The 18,713-nt window shown below is 70.9% G+C and carries 16 protein-coding genes and 1 pseudogene; 3 read left to right on the forward strand and 14 right to left on the reverse strand.

Annotation, left to right across the window (positions count from 1 at the left end):
• Positions 1-39: 39 nt before the first annotated feature.
• The 13 genes from ACWC5C_RS28865 to ACWC5C_RS28925 form a co-directional block, all read right to left on the reverse strand.
• Positions 40-684: an MBL fold metallo-hydrolase gene (locus ACWC5C_RS28865; RefSeq protein WP_450880016.1), complete on the reverse strand. Its 645-nt coding sequence runs from the start codon at positions 682-684 to the stop codon at positions 40-42.
• A 38-nt stretch (positions 685-722) separates the two neighbouring features.
• A complete protein-coding gene (pcaDC, locus tag ACWC5C_RS28870) occupies positions 723-2,063 on the reverse strand; it encodes a bifunctional 3-oxoadipate enol-lactonase/4-carboxymuconolactone decarboxylase PcaDC (protein ID WP_450880018.1) in 1,341 nt (446 codons plus the stop codon).
• A 34-nt stretch (positions 2,064-2,097) separates the two neighbouring features.
• Positions 2,098-2,691 (reverse strand): hypothetical protein, encoded by a 594-nt coding sequence (locus ACWC5C_RS28875; protein WP_450880022.1) that lies wholly within the window; start codon positions 2,689-2,691, stop codon positions 2,098-2,100.
• Positions 2,688-3,842 carry an ROK family glucokinase gene (locus ACWC5C_RS28880; protein WP_450880023.1) on the reverse strand — a complete coding sequence of 385 codons (1,155 nt, stop codon included), beginning with the start codon at positions 3,840-3,842 and terminating at the stop codon, positions 2,688-2,690. Before ACWC5C_RS28880 ends, ACWC5C_RS28875 begins: the two co-directional genes overlap by 4 nt.
• 190 nt (positions 3,843-4,032) lie before the next feature.
• Positions 4,033-4,815, reverse strand: a complete 783-nt coding sequence (locus ACWC5C_RS28885) for an ATP-binding cassette domain-containing protein (protein WP_450880025.1) — start codon at positions 4,813-4,815, stop codon at positions 4,033-4,035.
• The gene (locus ACWC5C_RS28890) at positions 4,812-5,882 is read right to left on the reverse strand and encodes an ABC transporter permease (RefSeq protein ID WP_450880027.1); all 1,071 of its coding nucleotides are present in this window, start codon (positions 5,880-5,882) and stop codon (positions 4,812-4,814) included. The genes ACWC5C_RS28885 and ACWC5C_RS28890 overlap by 4 nt, the downstream gene beginning before the upstream one ends.
• Positions 5,879-6,862 carry a sugar ABC transporter substrate-binding protein gene (locus tag ACWC5C_RS28895; RefSeq protein ID WP_450880059.1) on the reverse strand — a complete coding sequence of 328 codons (984 nt, stop codon included), beginning with the start codon at positions 6,860-6,862 and terminating at the stop codon, positions 5,879-5,881. Before ACWC5C_RS28895 ends, ACWC5C_RS28890 begins: the two co-directional genes overlap by 4 nt.
• A 158-nt stretch (positions 6,863-7,020) precedes the next feature.
• The gene (locus tag ACWC5C_RS28900; protein ID WP_385444759.1) at positions 7,021-7,740 is read right to left on the reverse strand and encodes a GntR family transcriptional regulator; all 720 of its coding nucleotides are present in this window, start codon (positions 7,738-7,740) and stop codon (positions 7,021-7,023) included.
• 116 nt (positions 7,741-7,856) lie between these two features.
• A complete protein-coding gene (locus tag ACWC5C_RS28905) occupies positions 7,857-8,858 on the reverse strand; it encodes an ABC transporter ATP-binding protein (protein WP_450880029.1) in 1,002 nt (333 codons plus the stop codon).
• On the reverse strand, positions 8,855-9,877 hold the full coding sequence (locus ACWC5C_RS28910) for an ABC transporter ATP-binding protein (protein ID WP_450880031.1): 1,023 nt from the start codon (positions 9,875-9,877) through the stop codon (positions 8,855-8,857). The genes ACWC5C_RS28905 and ACWC5C_RS28910 overlap by 4 nt, the downstream gene beginning before the upstream one ends.
• The gene (locus ACWC5C_RS28915) at positions 9,874-10,761 is read right to left on the reverse strand and encodes an ABC transporter permease (RefSeq protein WP_450880033.1); all 888 of its coding nucleotides are present in this window, start codon (positions 10,759-10,761) and stop codon (positions 9,874-9,876) included. The genes ACWC5C_RS28910 and ACWC5C_RS28915 overlap by 4 nt, the downstream gene beginning before the upstream one ends.
• Positions 10,758-11,741 carry an ABC transporter permease gene (locus ACWC5C_RS28920; protein WP_450880035.1) on the reverse strand — a complete coding sequence of 328 codons (984 nt, stop codon included), beginning with the start codon at positions 11,739-11,741 and terminating at the stop codon, positions 10,758-10,760. Before ACWC5C_RS28920 ends, ACWC5C_RS28915 begins: the two co-directional genes overlap by 4 nt.
• Before the next feature lie 21 nt (positions 11,742-11,762).
• Positions 11,763-13,436 (reverse strand): ABC transporter substrate-binding protein, encoded by a 1,674-nt coding sequence (locus tag ACWC5C_RS28925; protein ID WP_450880037.1) that lies wholly within the window; start codon positions 13,434-13,436, stop codon positions 11,763-11,765.
• A 334-nt stretch (positions 13,437-13,770) separates the two neighbouring features.
• On the opposite strand from ACWC5C_RS28925, the gene ACWC5C_RS28930 reads away from it, so the two are divergent.
• Positions 13,771-15,735 carry a glycoside hydrolase 5 family protein gene (locus ACWC5C_RS28930; protein ID WP_450880039.1) on the forward strand — a complete coding sequence of 655 codons (1,965 nt, stop codon included), beginning with the start codon at positions 13,771-13,773 and terminating at the stop codon, positions 15,733-15,735.
• On the opposite strand, the gene ACWC5C_RS28935 is transcribed toward ACWC5C_RS28930, so the two are convergent.
• Complete coding sequence (locus ACWC5C_RS28935; protein WP_450880041.1) at positions 15,671-16,093, reverse strand: MerR family transcriptional regulator; 423 nt, start codon at positions 16,091-16,093, stop codon at positions 15,671-15,673. The genes ACWC5C_RS28930 and ACWC5C_RS28935 overlap by 65 nt on opposite strands.
• Positions 16,094-16,146: 53 nt before the next feature.
• On the opposite strand from ACWC5C_RS28935, the gene ACWC5C_RS28940 reads away from it, so the two are divergent.
• Complete coding sequence (locus ACWC5C_RS28940; RefSeq protein ID WP_450880043.1) at positions 16,147-17,349, forward strand: MFS transporter; 1,203 nt, start codon at positions 16,147-16,149, stop codon at positions 17,347-17,349.
• A gap of 1,053 nt (positions 17,350-18,402) precedes the next feature.
• Positions 18,403-18,713, forward strand: a pseudogene (locus ACWC5C_RS28945) (HAD family phosphatase); the annotation flags it as partial.

Below are 18,713 nucleotides of genomic sequence, written 5' to 3' on the forward strand. Positions count from 1 at the left end.
GGACAACTTACATCCCGGGTCTGACAACCCTCGGAGCGCTCAGAGAGCCAAGTCCTCGCCTGGGGTCAGGCGGATGTGTTCCGCGCCGCCCGTGCCCGGGCCCTCCGGGCCCAGCATCCGGCCGTAGACCATCGGGCCCAGGTCGGACAGCAGGGCGTCGTGAATATCGACCGCCCGCCGCGGGGCGACCTCGCGCACATAGTCGAGGACCTCGGAGAACTTGTTCCACGGCGCGTGCAGCGGCAGCAGCAGCGTCTCCACGGGCCGGTCCGGGACGGTGAGCGCGTCGCCGGGGTGGAAGACCGAGCCGTCGACGACGTAGCCGACATTCGTGATCCGGGGGATGTCGGGGTGGATGACGGCGTGCAGCTGGCCGTGCACCTCGACCTCGAACCCGGCCGCCGTGAAGGTGTCGCCCTCGCCGACCGTGTGCACCCGCCCGGGGAACGCCGCCGCGATCTGTCCGGCGACACTGGCCAGGGTCCAGATCCGCGCACCGGGGTTGGCGTCGAGCGCCGCCCGCAGCCGCTCCTCGTTGAAGTGGTCGAAGTGCTCATGGGTGACCAGGATCGCGTCCGCGCCGACCGCCGCGTCCTCTTCGCTGACCCCGCCGGGGTCGATGACGAGCCGCTGCCCGTCCTTTTCCAGGTGGACGCAGGCGTGGCCCTTCTTGGTGAGCTTCATGGGGATCATTGTCCTCCCCCACCACCCGCGTCACACGCCTACTCCTCGGGGCTGGTCTCCTCGCGGATGACCCGCTGGGCCACGGCGAAGGCCGAGTTCGCGGCGGGCACCCCGCAGTAGACGCCGGTGTGCAGCAGCACTTCCTTGATCTCGGTCGGCGTCAGCCCGTTCCGCAGCGCGGCCCGGGTGTGGAAGGCCAGCTCGTCGAGGTGGCCACGGGCGGCCATGGCGGTGAGGGTGATCACGCTGCGGGTGCGGCGGTCGATGCCGGGCCGGGTCCACACCTCGCCCCACACATAGCGGGTGATGAAGTCCTGGAAGTCGCCGGTGAACTCGTCGACCTGCGACTCCGCGCGGTCCACATGGGCGTCGCCCAGCACCTCGCGCCGGACCTTCATGCCCTGGTCGTAGCGGTCGGCGCGGCCGTCCCCCAGCGGCTCGGACGGCTGGGTGTAGCCGATCTCGACGGGCGGCCCGGCGGGCACGGCGGCGGCCGGGGCGGCACGCGGCGGGGCGGGCGCGGTGATCGGCGGCGGCACGGGCGTCAGCACGGGCTTGACGGACGGGGCGGAGACCGCCGTCATCCCGGTGGGGTGGTCCGAGGACTGCCACGAGCTGGAGAAGTGGCGTACGAGCAGATCGGTGACGGCGGCGGGCTGCTCGACGGGCGCCAGATGGGACGTACCGGGAACGAGCGCGAGCCGGGCGTCGGGTATGCCCGCCACCAGGACGCGGGCGTCGGCGGCCGGGGTGACCTGGTCCTCGGCCCCGGCCAGCACCAGCGTGGGGATGCCGATACGGCCCAGCTCGGGCCGGATGTCGAAGGCGGCCAGCGCCTCGCACGCGGCGATGTAGCAGCCGGGGTCGGTCGTACGGACCATCTGGACGGCCCAGTCGACGATGGCGGGCTGGGCGGCGGAGAAGGTGGGGGTGAACCAGCGCTCGGGGGTGGCGCGGGCGATCGGGTCGAGGCCGTTGGTGCGGACCACGACGCCGCGCTGCCGGAAGGAGTCGGCGGTGCCGAAGCGCGGGGAGGCGGAGACGAGAGCGAGTGAGCCCACTCTCAGGGGATGTCGTAGCGCCAGCTCGGCGCCGATGGCCCCGCCGAGCGAACAGCCCGCGTAGCCGAAGCGGTCGATGCCCAGCATGTCGAGGGTGGCCAGCAGCCGGGCGGCCAGCTCCGCGACGGAGGGGGCGGGGTGGGCGGGCGAGCCGCCGTGGCCCGGGAGGTCGAAGCGGAGGACGCGCCAGTGGCGGGACAGCTCGGGTATCTGGCGGTCCCACATATGCCAGGTCGTGCCCAGCGACGGGCCGAGGACGAGTACGGGCCCGTCCTCGGGGCCGTCGGTCCGGTACTGAAGTGTCTTGGTCTCGCTCACACCGGAAACGGTATCCCGAACGTCGTAGCGGTCCCTACGGCGTAACGGTGGAGACCACGTAGACCTTCGGATGGGACGGGTTGTCGTTCCTGACCGTAATACGCAGCTTGGGCTGCGGTTCCTTCTGCTTGATCACCATTCCGGACCAGTCGTGACCGGCCGCTCCGACCTGCCAGCCCACCTTCTTCGCCTGCTCGCCGGTGATCGTCACCGCGCCCTTCTCCAGCGCGGACGGCCGGGTGCCGAGCTTGGCCAGGAAGCGGTCGAGTCCGTCGCGGGAGGTGACGAACTGCACGTACAGCGAGCTGGTCTTCCAGGAGTTCGTCTCGAAGGAGGCGACCTTGCGCGCGTGCTGCGGAACCGGAACGTCGTAGATGCGCCGCTGCACCCGGGACGGATAGCCCGCGGACAGGCCCTTGGCCTTGGCCGCCTGGACCTTCTCCGAGCCGCCGTCGCGGCTCTGCATGGCGGAGATCGCCAGATAGCCCGCCGGGATCGCGATCAGCAGGAAGATGATCACGCCCCGGAGCCAGCGGCGCACCGGGCTGCGGCCCGCACCGCCCGCACGGGCGTTAGCGCCGTCACTCGCGGACGCGCCGGGGTGCTCGTGCTGCTCCGCGGCGCTCATTCGCGGCCTGCCTGACCGCGCGGCGCCAGCCGCAGCGGGGAGGAGGACCCGGCGCGCTCGTACCGCTCCACCCGGCGGCGGGTCGCGCGGCGGAAGCGGCGGGCGACGAGCCGGGCGAGGTCGGCGGCGCCGACCATCCCCGCCTCGGGCCCCAGCTGGGCCTTGACGATACGGGCCTCCGGCCGGTAGCCGCGGCCCGTCAGGGTGCGCCGGAACGCGTCCCGGGCCGGGCCGATCAGCAGATCGTCGGCGGCGCTGACGCCACCCCCGATCACGAAGCAGGACGGGTCGAGGGCGGCGGCGAGGTTGGCGATGCCGACGCCCAGCCACTGGCCGATGTCCTGGAGGAGTTCGATGCACATGGCATCGCCGTCCCGGGCCAGCTCGGTGATCAGCGGCCCGGTGATCTCGTTGATGTTGCCGCCGACCCGGTCGGTGATCCCGTACGCCACCGGCGACTCGGCGGCGGCCAGCTCCCGGGCCTCCCGGACCAGCGCGTTCCCGGAGCTGTACTGCTCCCAGCAGCCCCGGTTGCCGCACGGGCAGCGGTGTCCGGCGGGCACGACCTGCATATGGCCGAACTCCCCGGCGACCCCGTATTTGCCGCGCTTGACCTGGCCGTCCTCCAGGATCGCGCCGCCGATCCCGGTACCGAGCGTGATCATGACGAGGTGGTCCTCGCCGCGCCCGGCGCCGAAGCGCCATTCGGCCCACGCGGCCGCGTTCGCGTCGTTGTCGACCATGACCGGCACGGCCAGCCGCTCGGCCAGCCGGTCGCGCAGCGGCTCATTGCGCCAGGACAGGTGCGGCGCGAACAGGACCCGGTTGCGGTCCGCGTCCACCCAGCCCGCCGCCCCGATGCCGACCGCGTGCACATCGTGCCGGTCGGACAGGTCCAGGACGAGTTCGGTGATCGTGTCCTCGACCACCTTCGGGCTCTTGGACTTGTCGGGCGTCTCGGTGCGGACCTTCTCCAGGATGTTGCCGTCGGCGTCGACGACCCCGGCCATCACCTTCGTGCCGCCGATGTCGATGCCGACCGTGGGGACCCGGGGCGCGCTCAGATGCGAGCGGCGCTCGCGCGTGCCGACGGTCCGCAGCACGGTGGCCCGGGCCGAGCCCCGGTGCACTCTTTCGCGGTAGATGCTCATCGGCCGGCCCCTTCACCGGTGCGGGAGGTGCGGTCGCTGCGGGTGCGTGCTCGCAAGAGTTCGTCGTCCCTGCGGGTGTCTCGGGAGGCCGGGGCCTCGGCGTGCGGTGGTCATGAAGCGGGTGGGGCCCGCCGTGCGATTGTGCCTCAACAGCGCCTCACGGTGCAGGCGCGGGCCCGCCCCGTACCCCTTAACGCGCCAGCTCGTGGGTGAGCTGTTCCAGCTCGCTGCCGCCTGCCATCTGGCGGGTCAGCTCGTCCAGGGTGATCTCGTCCTTGGCGTGGCTGCCCGCCATCGCGCCGCGCTTGAGCAGGACGAAGCGGTCGCCGACCAGGTAGGCGTGGTGCGGGTTGTGGGTGATGAGGACCACGCCGAGCCCGGCGTCGCGCGCGGCGGCGACGTACTTGAGCACCACCCCGGACTGCTTGACGCCCAGCGCCGCCGTCGGCTCGTCCAGGACCAGGACCTTGGCGCCGAAGTGGACCGCGCGGGCGATCGCCACACACTGGCGCTGACCGCCGGAGAGGGTGCCGATGGGCTGGTCGACGTCGCGCAGGTCGATGCCCATGCGCAGCAGCTCACGGTGGGTGGTCTCGCGCATCGCGGCCACGTCGAGGCGGGCGAAGGGGCCCCGGCCCTTGCGTAGCTCGGAGCCGAGGAAGAAGTTCCGCCACACCGGCATCAGCGGGACGACGGCCAGGTCCTGGTAGACCGTGGCGACGCCCCGGTCCAGGGCCTCGCGCGGCGAGCCGAGCCGGGTCTCCTGCCCGTCGACCGCGATGGTGCCCTCGTCGTGCTGGTGCAGCCCGGCGACGACCTTGATGAGGGTGGACTTGCCCGCGCCGTTGTCGCCGAGGACACAGGTGATCTGCCCGGCGTGGACGTCGAGCGAGACGCCCTCCAGGGCCTTGACGTTGCCGTAGTACTTGCCGATGTCGCGCAGCGCGATCAGCGGAGCGTCGTTCGTGGTCATGCGCTTGCCTCCGCCCGCTTGCGGACCCACCAGTTGAGCAGCGTGGCGAGCAGCAGCATCGCCCCGAGGAAGAACTTGAACCAGTCCGCGCCCCACTGCGCGTACACGATGCCCTTGTTCGTCATGCCGAAGATGAACGCGCCGACGGCGGCGCCGACCGCCGAGCCGTAGCCGCCGGTCAGCAGGCAGCCGCCGATGACGGCCGCGATGATGTACAGCAGCTCATTGCCGACGCCCTCACCGGACTGGACGGTGTCGTACTTGAACAGCAGATGCTGTCCGGAGATCCAGGCCGCCAGCGCGACGCCCATATAGAGCCCGATCTTGACGCGGTTCACCGGCACGCCGACCGCGCGGGCCGCCTCCTTGGCGCCGCCCACCGCGAAGATCCAGTTCCCGGCGCGGGTGCGCAGCAGGATCCAGGTGGCGAGCGCGATCAGGGCGAACCACCACACCACGGTGATCTGGATTTCCACATCGCCGATGGTCAGGTGGGAGGCGAAGACCTGGCGCGCGGAGGGGAAGCCCTCCATGTCGGCGATGGTCTTCGTGGAGACGGTCTCGCTGATCAGCTTGGTGAAGCCCAGGTTGCAGCCCTGGAGGATCAGGAAGGTGCCGAGCGTGATGATGAAGCTCGGCAGGTTGGTGCGCACCAGCAGATAGCCGTTGAAGAAGCCGATGGCGAGAGTGGCCAGCAGGGACACCCCGGCGCCGACCCAGACGTTCGCCGTCATCTGGTACGAGAACATCGACGAGATCAGCGCGGACGAGGTGACGAGCACACCGGTCGACAGGTCGAACTCGCCGCCGATCATCAGCAGCGCCACCGGCACCGCCATGATCCCGATGGTGGACGAGGCGTACAGCACGGTGCTGAAGCTCGACCACTGGAGGAAGGCGTCGGCGGCGACCGCGAAGAAGACGAAGACGGCGGCGGCGCCGACGACCGCGCCCAGCTCCGGGCGGCCCGCGAGGCGGCGGAGCAGCGGGGTCCGCGTCACCGGGCGCGGGTCGGCCGCGTCGGCCTTCTCTGCTTCCGTCGCCTCTGACGTGTCCGCCGCGCTCATCGGGTGCCCCGCTTCGTGAACGCGGCCAGCTTCTTGGCGTCGTCCTTGGTGACGATCTGCGGGCCGGTCAGGACCGGCTTGCCGCCGCCGAGCACATCGGCGTTGTACAGCTGGAGCCAGAGCAGGTCGACCGCCTCGTAGCCCTGGAGGTACGGCTGCTGGTCGACGGCGAAGCCCAGCGTGCCGTCCTCCAGCCCGGCCGCGACCTTCGCGTTGAGGTCGAAGGTGTCGATCTCGGCCTTGCTGCCCGACTGCTCGGCGGCCTGGGCGGCGGTGTCGGCGAACGGCGCGCCGAGGGTGAGGACGGTGTCGATGTCCTCGTCGGACTGGAGCTTGGCCTCGATGGAGGACTCCACGTCGGGCATGTTGGTGCCCTCGACGTAGATCTTCCGCAGCTTTCCGTCGAAGGTCTCGGCCGCGCCGTCGCAGCGCTGCTCGTGGCCCACGTTGCCCTGCTCGTGCAGGACGCACAGGGCCTTCTTGCGGCCGCGCTTGTTCAGTTCCTCGCCGACGGCCTCGCCCGCGATGGTCTCGTCCTGGCCGACGTGGGTGAGCGCGCCGAACTTCTTGGACTCCGCGGACCCGGAGTTGACCGTGATCACCGGTATTCCGGCCTTCACGGCGCGCTGTACGACGGACTTCATGGCGTCGGGCTTGGCGAGGGTGACGATCAGGCCGTCGACCTTCTGGTCGATGTACGACTGGACCAGCTGGGCCTGTTCCTTGCCCTCCTTGTTGTGGGCGTAGAGGAACTTGACGTTGTCCTTGACGGCGGCCTGCTCGGCGCCGTTCTGCACGATGTCCCAGAAGGTGTCGCCGTCGCCGGAGTGGGTGACCATGGCGAAGGTCATCCGCGGGGTGTTGACCGCCGCGTGCCCCGAGGCCGCCTGGGCGGCCCGCTGCTCGGCCCGCAGTCCGCCCGTACTGCTGCACCCCGCCAGGGCCGTGCCCAGCAGTGTCGCCAGCACGGCGGCGGTCAGCGCGCGTGCCCTTGTCCCAACTCTGGCCACGAAGAAGCCTCGTCCCTCTCGTCCCGTTTCATGTCGGTGGCCGGGAACGACATGATCGGCCCCGGCCGCCGCCAAGTATCCGTTACGGGGCGCGGCCGGGGTGGTGGGGGGCTGGCGGGGCCTGGGGATCAGGGGCGTACGAGCAGCTGGAACTCGAACGCGTAGCGCGAGGCGCGGTAGGTGTGCGAGCCGAACTCGACCGCCCGGCCCGTGTCGTCGAAGGTGGTCCGCTCCATGGTCAGCAGCGGGGCGCCCTCGGGCTCGCCGAGCTGCTTGCCCTCGTCGGCGCTGGCCGCGCGGGCGCCGACCGCCTGGCGGGCGCTGTGCAGGGTGATCCCCGCCGCGCGCATCAGCCGGTAGAGGCCGGTGTCCTCCAGCTCGGCGCTGTCCAGTTTGAGCAGCCCGGCCGGGAGCCGGTTGGACAGGTGCGCCATGGGCTCGCCGTGCGCCAGCCGCAGCCGCTCGATCACCACCACCTCGGTGCCCTCCGCGATGCCGAGCGCGGCGGCGACCTCGGCGGAGGCGGGCTCGGTGGTGTTCAGCAGCACCCGGGTCGCGGGGCGCTGGCCCGCGGCCTCCAGGTCGTCGTAGAGGCTGCTCAGCTCCAGGGGGCGCTTGACCTGGCTGTGCACCACCTGGGTGCCGACGCCTCGGCGCCGCACCAGCAGCCCCTTGTCGACCAGGGACTGGATGGCCTGGCGGACGGTGGGGCGGGACAGCCCGAGCCGCCCGGCCAGCTCGATCTCATTGCCGAGCAGGCTCCCCGGTGCCAGCCGCCCTTTTTCGATGGCCGACTCGAGCTGCTGGGACAGCTGGAAGTAGAGCGGGACCGGGCTGCTGCGGTCCACGCTGAACTGGAGCGCTTCCGCCCCGCCGGAGGTGTCTTCTTCCTGCTTTGCCACGGGGCGAGCGTAGCCGGATGAACAGATGACGGGAAGTCGTGAAGTTCTGTTGTCCGGACAAACTACGCAGAGGAGTCGACAACGCTGTCCTTCGTGTCCGTCCGTAACCAACAGAGCGTGCGATGGCCCGGACCCACCTCCGTCTCGGGTGGCCGCCGCGTACAGGCGTCCATGGCGAACGGGCAGCGCGGCCGGTACCGGCAGCCGTCCCCGACCACCACCTCCCGCCGCTCCGCGTCCCGCCGCGCCCGCCCCGCCAGCCGCTCGGCGCGGGCCGCCCGGGCCCGTGCGCGTCCGGCGGCCGAGCTGGGCGCGGCGGCGGCCAGCGCCTGGGTGTACGGATGGCGGGGCGCGAGGATCACCTCGTCGCTGGGGCCGCGCTCCACGATCTCCCCCCGGTACATGACCATCACCTCGGAGGCGAAGTGCCGGGCGGTGGCCAGGTCGTGCGTGACGTACAGCAGGGCGAGCCCGCGCTCGTCCTTGAGCCGGTCCAGCAGCCCCAGGATCTCCAGCCGGATCGACACGTCCAGCATCGACACCGGCTCGTCGGCCAGCAGCACCCCGGGCCCCGGCGCCAGCGCGCGGGCGATGGCGACGCGCTGCCGCTGCCCGCCCGACAGCTCGTACGGGCGCTTGCGCGCCATGTCGTCGGCGGGCGTCAGGTTGACCGACCGCAGCAGCTCCTGCGCCTTCGCCTCGGCGTCCGCGCCGCGCCGCGCCCGGTCGTTGACCAGGAGCGGGCGGATCAGGTGGTGGCCGACGGTGTGCGCGGGGTTGAGCGAGGCGAACGGGTCCTGGAACACCATCTGGACGGCCCGCCGGTACTCCTTCCCGCGCGTGCGCCGCGCCCCGCCCAGCCGCACTTCCCCCTCGGTGGGCGCCACCAGCCGCGACAGGGCCCGTACGACGGTCGACTTGCCGCTCCCGGACTCGCCCACGAGCGCGAGCGTGCGCCCGGCGTGCAGCGCGAACGACACCCGGTCCACGGCCCGGAACGGCACCCGGCCGCGCTGCGGGAAGTCGACGGTGAGGTGCTGTACGTCCAGCGCGGGTGCGGTCACGGCTGCCGCCCTTCCGGTAGGAGGCCCGTACCCGCGCCCGCCACCGCGTGGAAGTGGCAGGCGGCGGAGGTGCCCGGGGCGAGGGGGACGAGGGGAGGCGCCACCGTGGCGCAGGGCGCGAAGGCGTGCTCGCAGCGCGCGGCGAAGGGGCAGCCGGGCAGCGCGTCGCGCAGGTCCGGCGGGGTGCCGGGGATGCCGCGCAGGGCGCGGCGCTCGCCCGCGAGGTCCGGGAAGGAGCGCAGCAGGCCCTGGGTGTAGGGGTGGGCGGGGTCGGCGGCGATGCGCTCGGACGGGCCGTACTCGACGATCGAGCCCGCGTACATCACGGCCAGCCGGTCGCTGATCTCCAGCAGCAGCGACAGGTCATGGGTGATGAAGACGACGCTGAAGCCGAGGTCGTCGCGGAGCCGCTGCACCTCGTCCAGGATTTCGCGCTGGACGACGACGTCGAGCGCGGTCGTCGGCTCGTCCATGATGACGATCTCGGGTTCGAGCGCGAGCGCCATGGCGATGACGACGCGCTGCCGCATGCCGCCGGACAGCTCATGCGGATACGCCCGCACCCGGGCCGGGTCGATGCCGACCATGTCGAGGAGGGCGCGGGCGCGTTCGTACCGCTCGGGGCGGCGCATGCCGGGGCGGTGGGCGCGGAAGATGTCGTCGAACTGGCGGCCCACGGTGGTCACCGGGTTGAGCGCGTTCATGGCGGACTGGAAGACGACGGACAGCCGCGACCAGCGGAAGGCCCGTAGCGCCTCCCCCTCCAGCGCGAGCAGATCCGTTTTGGCCCCGGTGCGGTCGCGGTGGGTGACCCGCCCGCCGGTGAGCCGCGCCGGGGGCGCCAGCATGCGGGCGACGGCGTACGCGAGTGTCGACTTGCCGCAGCCGGACTCGCCCGCGATGCCGAGGAGTTCGCCGCGCCGCAGCTCGAAGCTGACGTCGCGGACGGCGTGGGTGGGGCGTTCGCCCTCGTACGTCACGCTGATGTGCTCGGCGCGCAGCACCACATCGTCGGTCATCGGCTCACCTTCCGTACGCGCAGCCGTGGGTCCAGGACCTCGTCAAGACCGAAGCTGATCAGCGACAGGGCCGTACCGAGGGCGGCCACGCACAGGCCGGGCGGGATGAACCACCACCAGGCGCCGCTGGTCAGGGCCTCCGCGTTCTGGGCGAAGTAGAGCATCGTGCCCCAGGTGAGATGGGACGGGTCGGCGAGGCCCAGGAACGCGAGCCCCGCCTGGGTGAGGATCGCGAAGATCACCGCGAAGATGAACTGGGAGACGATGATGGCGAGTTCATTGGGCAGGATCTCCACCAATACGATCCGCCATCGCCTCTCCCCGTACACCCGCGCCGCGAGCACGTAGTCGCGGGTGCGCAGCGACAGCGTCTGGGCGCGCAGCACCCGGGCGGAGGCGGCCCAGCTGGTCAGCGCGATGACGAGGATGGTGGACCAGGCGCCGCCGCCCTTGACGTACGCGGAGACGACGATGACCAGCGGCAGCCCGGGGATGACCAGGAACACGTTGCTGATCAGGGACAGCGCCTCGTCCGCGAGCCCGCCGAGGAAGCCGCCGCCGATCCCGACGACGACGGAGACGGCGGTCGCGATGAGCGCGGAGGCGGCGCCGATCAGGAGCGTGCCACGGGCGGAGACGACGAGCTGGGCGAGGACGTCCTGACCGGTCTGGGTGGTGCCGAGCCAGTGTGCGCCGGAGGGGGCCTGACCGAGGTCGGTGGTGAAGGCGTTCGGGTCGCCGACCAGCCAGGGGCCGAACGCGGCGGTGAGGACGAAGACGGCGAGCAGGCCGAGGCCTGCGGCGAAGCGGCGGGAGCGCAGCGCGGGCCGCAGCCAGCCACGGCCGGTCGCGCGGGGGGTGGTGGAAACGGTCGGGGCGGTCATCGGGCCTGCCTGGTGCGGGGGTCGACGAAGCCGTACACCAGGTCCACCAGGAAGTTGGCGGCGAGCACGCCGAAGGTGATGACGAGGAACACGGCCTGCATGAGCGGATAGTCGGTGTTCTGCACGGCCTGGAGCAGGGTGAAGCCCATGCCCGGATACGAGAAGACGATCTCCATGACGAGCGAGCCGCTGACGATGAAGCCGAGCGAGATGGCGAATCCGGCGACCGAGGGCAGCACGGCGTTGCGGGCCGCGTAGCCGACCATGATCGTGCGCGGCGGCAGCCCCTTGGCCTCGGCGGCGACCACGTAGTCCTCGGCCAGGGTGGAGACCATCATGTTGCGCATGCCGAGCATCCAGCCGCCGACCGAGCTGAGCACGATGGTGGCGGCGGGCAGCACGGCGTGTTCGGCGGCGGAGGTGAGGAACGCGCCGCTCGGGCCGATGTCCAGCGTCTCGTCGTAGCCGCCGCCGAGCGGCAGCACGCCCCACACCTGACCGAAGAGGTAGAGGAGCAGCAGGGCGAGCCAGAAGTAGGGGATGGCGGCGAGGAAGGTGGTGGAGGGGACGAGCGAGTCGAACCAGCTGCCGCGCCGCCATCCGGCCAGCGTGCCGAGGGTGAGGCCGAGGGCGACGCTGAGCAGGGTGGCGGCGCCGACCAGGACGAGGGTCCAGGGGACGGCGTCGCCGACAACCTCGGTGACCGGGCTCGGGAAGTACGTGACGGAGAGCCCGAAGTCGAGGCGGGCGAGCGCGCGCAGATAGTCGCCGTACTGGACGAAGAGGTTGCCGTGGCCGAGGCCGAGCATCGCCGCCAGGGCCTCTTCCTGACCGGGTTCGACGGGTCCTGACTGGGCCTGGCGGGCGAGCATCATCTCGACCGGGTCGCCGGGGATGAGGCGCGGGAGGAAGAAGTTGACGGTGACCGCCATCCAGGCGGCGATGGCGTAGAAGCCGAGCTTGCGCAGGAGGTAGCGCACGCTGTCCGCCCCCGCCCGCCGCTACTTGCCCGCTTTGGCTGGCTTGATGCGGGCGGCGACCCAGCCGCCGTCGGGGTCGAGCCAGATGGAGGGCGCGGCGTACAGATTGTCCTCGGTGGGATAGCCGGTGACCCGATTGCCGTTGAATTCCTGCTCGTTCTGTGCGGAGAAGAGCGGAATCAGCGGCATGTCCTTGATGAATTCGTGCTGGATCCGGTGATACCAGGGCTGCTGCTTGTTCAGGTCGGTGGTTTCGCCGATCTTGTCGAGCGCCTTGTCGATGGTGGCGTTGGCGTAGCGGCCGAAGTTGCCGACATTGGTCGTCTGACCGATCTTCGGTGGGATGGAGCTGTCCAGCATCTGCGCGTAGTAGGCGCGCGGGTCGGGGGTGTATCCGGCGTTGTCCAGCAGCATCTGGAACTGGCCGCGTGCGCGGTTGTTGGACCACTGGGCGTACGACTCGGCCTTGACGACGAGTTCGATCCCGGCCTTCTTCAGCTGCTCCTTGGCCATCTGGGCGACGCTGACGTAGTCGGTCCAGCCAGAGACGAGTTCGACCGATACGGACAGCTTCTTGCCGTCCTTCCGCCACATGCCGTCCGACCCCTTGGCGTAGCCGGAGTCGGTGAGATAGCCGTCGACCTTGCCCTGGCCGGTCTCCAGCTTCGCGTCCTTCAGCGACGGGTCGAGGACGGACTGGTAGTTGGGGAGCAGCAGCGCCATGGGGTTGGCGGCGGGCGCCTGGCCGTCGTACACGCTTCTGTTCATGAAGTCGCGGTCGAGGGCGGCGCTGATCGCCTTGCGGACATTGACGTCGGCGGTGGGGCCGCGCTGGGCGTTGGGTATGAAGGACGTGGTGGCCAGCGGAATGTTGACCAGGTCGAACTTCTTGTTCTTGGAGAGGTAATTCTTCTTGATGTCGGGGATGAATCCGCCCGCCCAGTCGATCTGCCCGGAGGTGACGGCGGCGTTGGCGGCGTTGTTCCCGGTGAAGGCGCGGTAGCGCATGATCTTGAAGTGCGGAAGGCCCTTGATGTAGTAGTCCTTGCGGGCGGCGAGATCGAGCGTCGTACCCTTGACGGATTTCACCTTCCAGGGGCCGGTGCCCACCGGGTTGGGGTTGAGCGAGGTCGTCCTCTCCTTGGCGGAGAGCTTGGACCAGATGTGCCGGGGCAGCATCTTCAACTTGCCGAGGAGGAAGTATTCCTTGGTGTAAGCGGACTTGGTGAAGGTGACGACCACGGTGTGCTTGCCCTCGGCCGTCGCGGAGGCCACCGGGAGGGCGTACATGTTCAGCGCCTTGTCGTCCTTCGCCATCTGGAAGGTGTAGGCGACGTCGTCGGCGGTGAACGGCTTTCCGTCGTTCCAGGTGACATTCGTCCGTAACTGGATGCGGATGGATTTCCCGTCGTCCGCCCAGGTGTACTTGGTGGCCAGCCACGGGTCGACCTCGCCGGTTTTCGCCGCGTTGAAGTGGAACAGCGGCTCGTAGATCATTCCGTGGGTCGACTGGAGCGGCTGCGGCGCGAACGGATTGAAGTTGCGGACGAAGTTTCCGGTGGACCCCGTGGACACGGTCAGCACCCCGCCGGTGCCCCCACCGCCGCTGCCGCCACCGCCGCAGGCGGCCAGGGTGCCGGAGAGGGCGAGTGCGGCCGCCGCGGCGATCGCGCGGCGCGGACGGCCGGTGCTCATCAACATCATGGTGTCCCCCTCGGTATGGCCGCACTCGGTATGGCCGCGCTCGGTATGCCAGCGCATCCCGGCGCCGTGAAATTAAGCGGCTCCGTCAGAGGGTGTCAATAGAGCCGACAGTGCCTTTCGACTGAACCGGCTTAGTAGGGACTTGTCGAATCTGTCGAATACCCAGGTCCGGCTGCGTAGAGCCGCTTTGGGTTGATCTAGAGCGCGAAAACGACCCTCGTATGATCCTCGTCGATGTCGTTGACTCTAAACCGGTTTAGCCTTTCACTGCTTGAGGAGCGCGGTACCGCCCGCTTCCCTCCGACCCGGCCAAGGGAGTCCGTCGATGCAGCGCCCCTCCGCCCGGCTCACCCCTCTCACTCCCGGCGAATCCCCCGTCACCTGGCTGGGCGCCAACTTCTGGTCCCGGACCGGCGGCCCGCTCATGTGGCGGAGCTACGACGGCGAGGTGATCGACGCCGAGCTGCGGGTGCTGCGGGACCACGGGCTGAACATGACCCGCTCCTTCTTCTACTGGCCCGACTTCATGCCCGCGCCCGACCGGCTCGACGACGCCATGTGCGCGCGCTTCGCCGACTTCCTCGACCGGCACCACGCCCTCGGCATGACCACCGTCCCCACCTTCCTGGTCGGCCACATGTCCGGCGAGAACTGGGACCCGTCCTGGCGCGGCGACCGCGATCTGTACGGCGATGTGTGGCTGGTCGCCCGGCAGGCGTGGTTCGCCCGCGAGACCGTGCGCCGCTTCGCCGCGCATCCGGCCGTCGCCGGGTGGCTGGTCTCCAACGAGATGCCGATCTACGGGCGCGAGCCGGGCACGCCCGCCCCGCCCGCCTCCTGTGAGACCGTCGCCGCCTGGGCCCAGATCGTCGTGGACGCCGTCCGCGCCGGGGGCGGCACCCAGCCCGTCTCGCTCGGCGACGGCGCCTGGGGGCTGGAGAACTCCGGCCACGACAACGGCTTCCGGCTCCGCGACACCGCCGACCTGTGCGACTTCCTCGGCCCGCACGTCTACCGCATGGAGGACGACCCGGTGCGCCAGCACTACGCGGCGGCCTGGGTGTGCGAGCTGACCGGCACGTATCAACGGCCCGTGATCCTGGAGGAGTTCGGCGTCAGCTCCGACTTCGCCTCCGGCCCGGGCGCGGCCCGCTACTACCGGCAGACCCTGCACAACAGCCTGCTGGCCGGGGCCACCGGCTGGATCGCCTGGAACAACAGCGACTACGACGGGCTGCGCGGCCAGGACCCGTACCGCCACCACGCCTTCGAGATGCACTTCGGCCTCACCACCTCGGACGGCGCCCCCAAGCCACCCCTCCTGGAGCTGGCCGCATTCGCCCGGGTCCTGGACGAGGTGGACTTCGCCCGCTGCCACCGCGCCCCCGCCGACACCGCGCTCCTCGTCTCCTCGTACCTCGACACGCTGTACCCCTTCACCCGCCCCGAGGACCGCGCGTACGTCCAGCAGACCTGCCGTCAGGCCTGGGTCGCCGCACGCCTCGCGGACGCCCCGGCGGCGGTGGTGCGCGAAAGCGACGGCCCGCTGCCCACGGACGTGACGCTGTGGCTCGTCCCGTCCACCAAGCAGCTGCTCTCCCCCACCTGGTACGACCTGGAGCAGCGGGCCCGCGACGGCGCGACCGTCTACGTCTCGTACTCCCCCGGCGCCCACGACGAACAGCGCGGCCCCTGGTACGCCCACCTGAACGCGCTCTTCGGCGTCCGCCACCAGCTGGAGTACGGGCTACTCGACCCCATCGAGGACGAGGAGGTCGTCCTCACCCTCACCCGCCCGTTCGGCACCCTCCCCGAAGGCGCCCGCCTCACCTTCCGCGCCGCGGGGGCCCGTTGTTTCCTCCCCGTCGAACCCGACGGCGCCGAGGTCCTGGCCGTCGACGGCCGTGGCCGCCCGGCACTGCTGCTGCGCGCGGTGGGCGAGGGCTCCGTCGTCTTCTGCACCTACCCCATCGAGCACATGGCCGCGGTCACCCCGCGCGTCAACCCCGAGGCCACCGCCACCCTGTACGACGCGCTCGCCGCCCACGCCGGAGTCCACCGCCCGGTCACCGTGAACGACCCCCGCGTCGCGGTCGACCGCCTCGTCCACGACGACGGCCGCACCTTCGTCTGGCTGGTCAGCCAGTCCGCCGCCGAACTGACCGTAAAACCAACGGTCACCGGCGCCCGCCTCCTGGACCTGACCGGCGCCCCAGCCGACACCATCACCCTCCCCCCGTACGGGGTGCGGGTCCTGCACCTGCCCCCTTCCCCTCCGTCCCCTCGCTGACGTCATCCCGGACCACGGCCAGATACTCGGCGATCGCGTCGCGGTTGCGGATCAGGAAGGCGATGCGCTCGGTCATGCGGTCGCGTTCGTGTTCCAAGGTGGCGATCATGTCCGGGGTGGCGTCGGAGAAGTGGATGACGCGGGGCTTGTCGAGGCAGGGCAGGATCTGCTTGATGATGCGGGTGGGGAGGCCCGCGTCGAGGAGGCCGCGGATCTGGAGGACGCGGTCGACGTTGCGTTCGTCGTAGGCGCGGTAGCCGTTGGCGCAGCGGAGGGGGAGGATCAGGCCCTGTTCCTCGTAGTAGCGCAGGAGTCGGCGGGATGTGCCGGTGCGCTCCGCCAGCTCTCCGATGCGCATGGGGACCTCTCTGCTTGACCTTCACATCAGTGTGAAGGTTCAAGCCTATACACATGACTACGCACATGACGTCGCACACGGCGTCGCACACGGCGCGGAAACTCCCCCTGCCAGCACTGCTCGCGCTGGCCACCGCCGTCTTCCTGACCAGCCTGACCGAGACGCTGCCCGCCGGGGTGCTGCCCGCGATGAGCGGGGATCTGGGGGTGGGCGAGTCCGCGATGGGCCAGTCGGTGACGGTCTACGCGCTCGGCACCGCGCTCACGGCGATCCCCCTGTCCGCGGCCACGGCGGGCTGGCGCCGCAAGCGGCTGCTGCTGACGGCGATGGCGGGCTTCGCCGTCGCCAACACGGTGACGGCCGCCTCGTCGGACTACACCCTGACCATGATCGCCCGCTTTGTCGCCGGGGTGGCGGCCGGGCTGGCGTGGGCGCTGCTGGCCGGGTACGCGCGGCGGATGGCGCCGGTGCCGTTGCAGGGCAAGGCGATCGCCATCGTGATGACGGGCATTCCCGTCGCCCTCTCGCTGGGCGTCCCCGCGGGGACCTTCCTCGGCCAGGCGCTGGGCTGGCGCGTGACGTTCTCGGTGATGACCGCACTCGCCGTCGTCCTGCTCGCCTGGATCGCGGCGCTGGCGCCGGACTACCCGGGCCAGCGGCCGGAGGCCCGTACGTCGGTGCGCCGGACCCTCGCCGTGCCGGGGGTGGCCCCGGTCCTCTTCGTCACCCTCGCCTTCGTCCTGGCCCACACGATCCTGTACACGTACATCGCCACGTTCCTCGACCGGCTGGGCATGGGCGGCTCGACCGACCTGGTGCTGCTGGTCTTCGGCGCCGCGTCCCTGGTGTCCATCTGGGTCGTGGGCGTCCACATCGACCGCCGCCTGCGCGCCCTCACCCTCGCCGGGACCGTACTCTTCGCCGTGGCCGCCACCGCCCTGGCTACGGTGGCCTCCAGCCCGACCCTGGTCTACACGGCGGTGACCCTCTGGGGCCTAGGCTGGGGCGGCGCCCCCACCCTCCTCCAGACGGCCGTGGCCGACGCGGGCGGCGAGGCGGCGGACGCGGCCCAGGCCATGCTCGTCACCCTCTGGAACGCGGCCATGGCCGGAGGCGGCGTAGCAGGCGGCCTCCTCCTGGACCTCCTCGGCCCGACCTCCTTCCCCTGGAGCGCCCTGGCCCTCCTAGCGCCGGTCCTGATCGTGGTGGCGGCGGCGAGGACACACGGCTTCCCGGCGAAGCGCCAGCCGGTGTGACGGCGGGGGCGCGCGCTGGTGCCCGTCAGCCACAGACGCGCACCAGCGGCTCCGCCCGCCCCAGAACGCGGAACGTTCCCACGGACGGGGGCGCCGCTCCACGGAATGGAGCATCCGAACGGGCCAAGAACCTGACGGGAACGGGATCACCGGTCACCAGCCAAGACCATTTCGCCGGACCCCACAGAAGCAAGTAAAATCGCCCCCAGCCACATAACCCCCCAGTCCAGCTCCTGGGTGGTCCCCGCACGCGGGGTTGGTCCCAGCTGCTGCCCGTTGCGCGTGGTGGTGTTGAGGCGGTCCCCGCACACGCGGGGTTGGTCCCCCGGGATTCGGGGTGAGCCCGACGCGGGCGTAGTGGTCCCCGCACACGCGGGGTTGGTCCCGCCGTCGACCCCGGCGTCCGTGTCTGCGACGGGTGGTCCCCGCACACGCGGGGGTCTCGGCGCCTCCAGGGTCCAGCCGCCATGCAGACCATCGGCCGGTGCGCGAGACGGGCTTGGTCGTGAGTGCGGGCACACGGCAGTCCTCGTCGGCGCGCAGGCTGAGGTCAGCACGCTACGCACCCTGGGACTTCTCAGTGCCAAGCCCGCAAACATGCGCTCCGCGCGGGTGATGGGAGGGGCCGCTGCCGATCTGGCCATGCCCGGTCGTTGGACAACGGCTGCGAAGGGGCCGCCGAAGCGCTTGCCAGGGCGCCGCCGTGGCCGGTGACCTCGCCGACAGCATCGAGGGCTTCGTCCTGGCCTCATCGGCCCGGATGCTCGACGCCCGTACGGACCGCTGGTGCTGGAGCCCTGACCACAAGGAGGCCCGCACCTTAGCCTCCTTGTCGCGGTCCGGGTCGCGCTGTGGCGGCGGGACTGCGGTGCCGCCCGCTGAGCGAGACGATCCGAATCTTCATGGCGTTGATCCTGTCTCGTGGAGGGGTCGACTGAGCGTGACCCGGACGTGTCAACTGACCCTCATGCCAGGAGGATTGCTGATTAGCCTCATAGGCAGAGCCCACTCACCAGAAGCGGACCAGACCACGCGCATCCACAAGGAGCCCCTTTGACGTCCCCCTACCGTGGCCTGATCCTCGACTTCGGCGGCGTTCTGACCACGCAGATGAAACTCAACGGCCAGGCGTTCGAACGGTCCCTCGGGCTCCCGCCTGGTGCGTACTTCGACGCATTGGGGAAGCACCCCGACGGTGTGCGCGTCTACGCCGATCTCGAAGTCGGCCGGGCCACCCAGGAGGACTGGAACCGCGTCATCGGCGGCATCCTCGGCATCGACCCGACCGACCTGATGCGGCGCGCCCTGGCGAACCTCCGCCCGGAGCCAGCCATGGTGGCGGCCGCGCAGCGTGCCCGCGAGGC

It is taken from the genome of Streptomyces sp. NPDC001700 (assembly GCF_053596435.1).

Bases quoted from the DNA above. Each gene is read 5' to 3' on its own strand.
- ACWC5C_RS28865 (WP_450880016.1), bottom strand. From the start codon at position 684: ATGAAGCTCACCAAGAAGGGCCACGCCTGCGTCCACCTGGAAAAGGAC.
- ACWC5C_RS28875 (WP_450880022.1), bottom strand. From the start codon at position 2,691: ATGAGCGCCGCGGAGCAGCACGAGCACCCCGGCGCGTCCGCGAGTGAC.
- ACWC5C_RS28880 (WP_450880023.1), bottom strand. From the start codon at position 3,842: ATGAGCATCTACCGCGAAAGAGTGCACCGGGGCTCGGCCCGGGCCACC.
- ACWC5C_RS28885 (WP_450880025.1), bottom strand. From the start codon at position 4,815: ATGACCACGAACGACGCTCCGCTGATCGCGCTGCGCGACATCGGCAAG.
- ACWC5C_RS28890 (WP_450880027.1), bottom strand. From the start codon at position 5,882: ATGAGCGCGGCGGACACGTCAGAGGCGACGGAAGCAGAGAAGGCCGAC.
- ACWC5C_RS28910 (WP_450880031.1), bottom strand. From the start codon at position 9,877: ATGACCGACGATGTGGTGCTGCGCGCCGAGCACATCAGCGTGACGTAC.
- ACWC5C_RS28915 (WP_450880033.1), bottom strand. From the start codon at position 10,761: ATGACCGCCCCGACCGTTTCCACCACCCCCCGCGCGACCGGCCGTGGC.
- ACWC5C_RS28925 (WP_450880037.1), bottom strand. From the start codon at position 13,436: ATGAGCACCGGCCGTCCGCGCCGCGCGATCGCCGCGGCGGCCGCACTC.
- ACWC5C_RS28930 (WP_450880039.1), top strand. From the start codon at position 13,771: ATGCAGCGCCCCTCCGCCCGGCTCACCCCTCTCACTCCCGGCGAATCC.
- ACWC5C_RS28935 (WP_450880041.1), bottom strand. From the start codon at position 16,093: ATGCGCATCGGAGAGCTGGCGGAGCGCACCGGCACATCCCGCCGACTC.
- ACWC5C_RS28940 (WP_450880043.1), top strand. From the start codon at position 16,147: ATGACTACGCACATGACGTCGCACACGGCGTCGCACACGGCGCGGAAA.